Annotated in this window: 2 tRNA genes and 2 rRNA genes; all 4 read right to left on the bottom strand. The window is 52.1% G+C overall.

Annotated elements, in window-relative coordinates:
- Positions 1-3 precede the first annotated feature (3 nt).
- A 23S ribosomal RNA gene (locus tag L6D89_RS32150) occupies positions 4-2795 on the bottom strand.
- Positions 2796-3024: 229 nt separating this feature from the next.
- Positions 3025-3100 (bottom strand) — tRNA-Ala (locus L6D89_RS32145).
- 27 nt (positions 3101-3127) lie between these two features.
- Positions 3128-3204 (bottom strand) — tRNA-Ile (locus L6D89_RS32140).
- A 64-nt stretch (positions 3205-3268) separates the two neighbouring features.
- Positions 3269-3790, bottom strand: a 16S ribosomal RNA gene (locus tag L6D89_RS32135); the annotation flags it as partial.

Genomic DNA, 3790 nt, shown 5'->3' with positions numbered 1-3790 from the left:
AGGGGAATCAAGTTCCCAGTGAGATCTCATCTTGAGGCTAGTTTCCCGCTTAGATGCTTTCAGCGGTTATCTATTCCGAACATAGCTACCCGGCAATGCCACTGGCGTGACAACCGGAACACCAGAGGTTCGTCCACTCCGGTCCTCTCGTACTAGGAGCAGCCCCTCTCAAATCTCAAACGTCCACGGCAGATAGGGACCGAACTGTCTCACGACGTTCTAAACCCAGCTCGCGTACCACTTTAAATGGCGAACAGCCATACCCTTGGGACCGGCTTCAGCCCCAGGATGTGATGAGCCGACATCGAGGTGCCAAACACCGCCGTCGATATGAACTCTTGGGCGGTATCAGCCTGTTATCCCCGGAGTACCTTTTATCCGTTGAGCGATGGCCCTTCCATACAGAACCACCGGATCACTAAGACCTACTTTCGTACCTGCTCGACGTGTCTGTCTCGCAGTCAAGCGCGCTTTTGCCTTTATACTCTACGACCGATTTCCGACCGGTCTGAGCGCACCTTCGTACTCCTCCGTTACTCTTTAGGAGGAGACCGCCCCAGTCAAACTGCCCACCATACACTGTCCTCGATCCGGATAACGGACCAGAGTTAGAACCTCAAGCATGCCAGGGTGGTATTTCAAGGATGGCTCCACGCAGACTGGCGTCCACGCTTCAAAGCCTCCCACCTATCCTACACAAGCAGGCTCAAAGTCCAGTGCAAAGCTACAGTAAAGGTTCACGGGGTCTTTCCGTCTAGCCGCGGATACACTGCATCTTCACAGCGATTTCAATTTCACTGAGTCTCGGGTGGAGACAGCGCCGCCATCGTTACGCCATTCGTGCAGGTCGGAACTTACCCGACAAGGAATTTCGCTACCTTAGGACCGTTATAGTTACGGCCGCCGTTTACCGGGGCTTCGATCAAGAGCTTCGCTTTCGCTAACCCCATCAATTAACCTTCCGGCACCGGGCAGGCGTCACACCCTATACGTCCACTTTCGTGTTTGCAGAGTGCTGTGTTTTTAATAAACAGTCGCAGCGGCCTGGTATCTTCGACCGGCATGGGCTTACGCAGTAAATGCTTCACCCTCGCCGGCGCACCTTCTCCCGAAGTTACGGTGCCATTTTGCCTAGTTCCTTCACCCGAGTTCTCTCAAGCGCCTTGGTATTCTCTACCCAACCACCTGTGTCGGTTTGGGGTACGGTTCCTAGTTACCTGAAGCTTAGAAGCTTTTCCTGGAAGCATGGCATCAACCACTTCATCATCTGAAAGATGACTCGTCATCAGCTCTCGGCATTAAGACCCCGGATTTACCTAAGATCTCTGCCTACCACCTTAAACTTGGACAACCAACGCCAAGCTGGCCTAGCCTTCTCCGTCCCTCCATCGCAGTAACTAGAAGTACAGGAATATTAACCTGTTTCCCATCGACTACGCTCTTCAGCCTCGCCTTAGGGACCGACTAACCCTGCGTCGATTAACGTTGCGCAGGAACCCTTGGTCTTTCGGCGTGGGAGTTTTTCACTCCCATTGTCGTTACTCATGTCAGCATTCGCACTTCTGATACCTCCAGCAAGCTTCTCAACTCACCTTCACAGGCTTACAGAACGCTCCTCTACCGCGCATCTTACGATGCACCCGTAGCTTCGGTGTATGGTTTGAGCCCCGTTACATCTTCCGCGCAGGCCGACTCGACTAGTGAGCTATTACGCTTTCTTTAAAGGGTGGCTGCTTCTAAGCCAACCTCCTAGCTGTCTAAGCCTTCCCACATCGTTTACCACTTAACCATAACTTTGGGACCTTAGCTGACGGTCTGGGTTGTTTCCCTTTTCACGACGGACGTTAGCACCCGCCGTGTGTCTCCCACGCTGACACTTCCAGGTATTCGGAGTTTGCATCGGTTTGGTAAGTCGGGATGACCCCCTAGCCGAAACAGTGCTCTACCCCCTGGAGTGATACGTGAGGCGCTACCTAAATAGCTTTCGAGGAGAACCAGCTATCTCCGAGCTTGATTAGCCTTTCACTCCGATCCACAAGTCATCCCCTACCTTTTCAACGGGAGTGGGTTCGGTCCTCCAGTCAGTGTTACCTAACCTTCAACCTGCTCATGGATAGATCGCCCGGTTTCGGGTCTATACCCAGCGACTAAAACGCCCTATTAAGACTCGCTTTCGCTACGCCTTCCCTATACGGTTAAGCTCGCCACTGAATATAAGTCGCTGACCCATTATACAAAAGGTACGCAGTCACCTAACAAAGTAGGCTCCCACTGCTTGTACGCATACGGTTTCAGGTTCTATTTCACTCCCCTCTCCGGGGTTCTTTTCGCCTTTCCCTCACGGTACTGGTTCACTATCGGTCAGTCAGTAGTATTTAGCCTTGGAGGATGGTCCCCCCATATTCAGACAAAGTTTCTCGTGCTCCGTCCTACTCGATTTCACTTCAAAGAACCTTTCACATACGGGGCTATCACCCACTATGGCCGCACTTTCCAGAGCGTTCTGTTAGATTCAAAGAAGCTTAAGGGCTAGTCCCCGTTCGCTCGCCACTACTAAGGGAATCTCGGTTGATTTCTTTTCCTCAGGGTACTTAGATGTTTCAGTTCCCCTGGTTCGCCTCTTGCACCTATGTATTCAGTGCAAGATACCCAGCTTATGCTAGGTGGGTTTCCCCATTCAGAGATCTCCGGATCAAAGTCTGTTTGCCGACTCCCCGAAGCTTATCGCAGGCTACCACGTCTTTCATCGCCTCTGACTGCCAAGGCATCCACCGTATGCGCTTCTTCACTTGACCATATAACCCCAAGCAATCTGGTTATTGTCTCGAACGTGAAGACGACATTCGCCGAAAATTCGCGCTTGAACTCGCAAATTTTACCTTGACTTGAATAATCACCAGTGAAAGAGATTATTCAGTCTACTTCTATCACATACCCAAATTTTTAAAGAACAGTTCTGGCACAAAGACCAGACATCAATGTTCGTTCAACCTGAACATTCATGTCTGAGCTTTCGACGATTAATGGTGGAGCCAAGGAGGATCGAACTCCTGACCTCCTGCGTGCAAAGCAGGCGCTCTCCCAGCTGAGCTATGGCCCCATCGGATCAGCAGCACACCACAACAATTGGTGGGTCTGGGCAGATTCGAACTGCCGACCTCACCCTTATCAGGGGTGCGCTCTAACCAACTGAGCTACAGACCCAATCGTCTAACCAGTGAATCAAGCAATTCGTGTGGGAGCTTATGAAGAAGCTGAGATCTTCGATTAAGGAGGTGATCCAGCCGCAGGTTCCCCTACGGCTACCTTGTTACGACTTCACCCCAGTCATGAATCACTCCGTGGTAACCGTCCCCCTTGCGGTTAGACTAGCTACTTCTGGAGCAACCCACTCCCATGGTGTGACGGGCGGTGTGTACAAGGCCCGGGAACGTATTCACCGTGACATTCTGATTCACGATTACTAGCGATTCCGACTTCACGCAGTCGAGTTGCAGACTGCGATCCGGACTACGATCGGTTTTATGGGATTAGCTCCACCTCGCGGCTTGGCAACCCTCTGTACCGACCATTGTAGCACGTGTGTAGCCCTGGCCGTAAGGGCCATGATGACTTGACGTCATCCCCACCTTCCTCCGGTTTGTCACCGGCAGTCTCCTTAGAGTGCCCACCATAACGTGCTGGTAACTAAGGACAAGGGTTGCGCTCGTTACGGGACTTAACCCAACATCTCACGACACGAGCTGACGACAGCCATGCAGCACCTGTGTTCCGATTCCCGAAGGCACTC

This window comes from Pseudomonas pseudonitroreducens, assembly GCF_021603645.1.
GTDB lineage: Bacteria > Pseudomonadota > Gammaproteobacteria > Pseudomonadales > Pseudomonadaceae > Pseudomonas > Pseudomonas pseudonitroreducens.
This window is presented reverse-complemented; position numbering and strand designations above follow the sequence as displayed.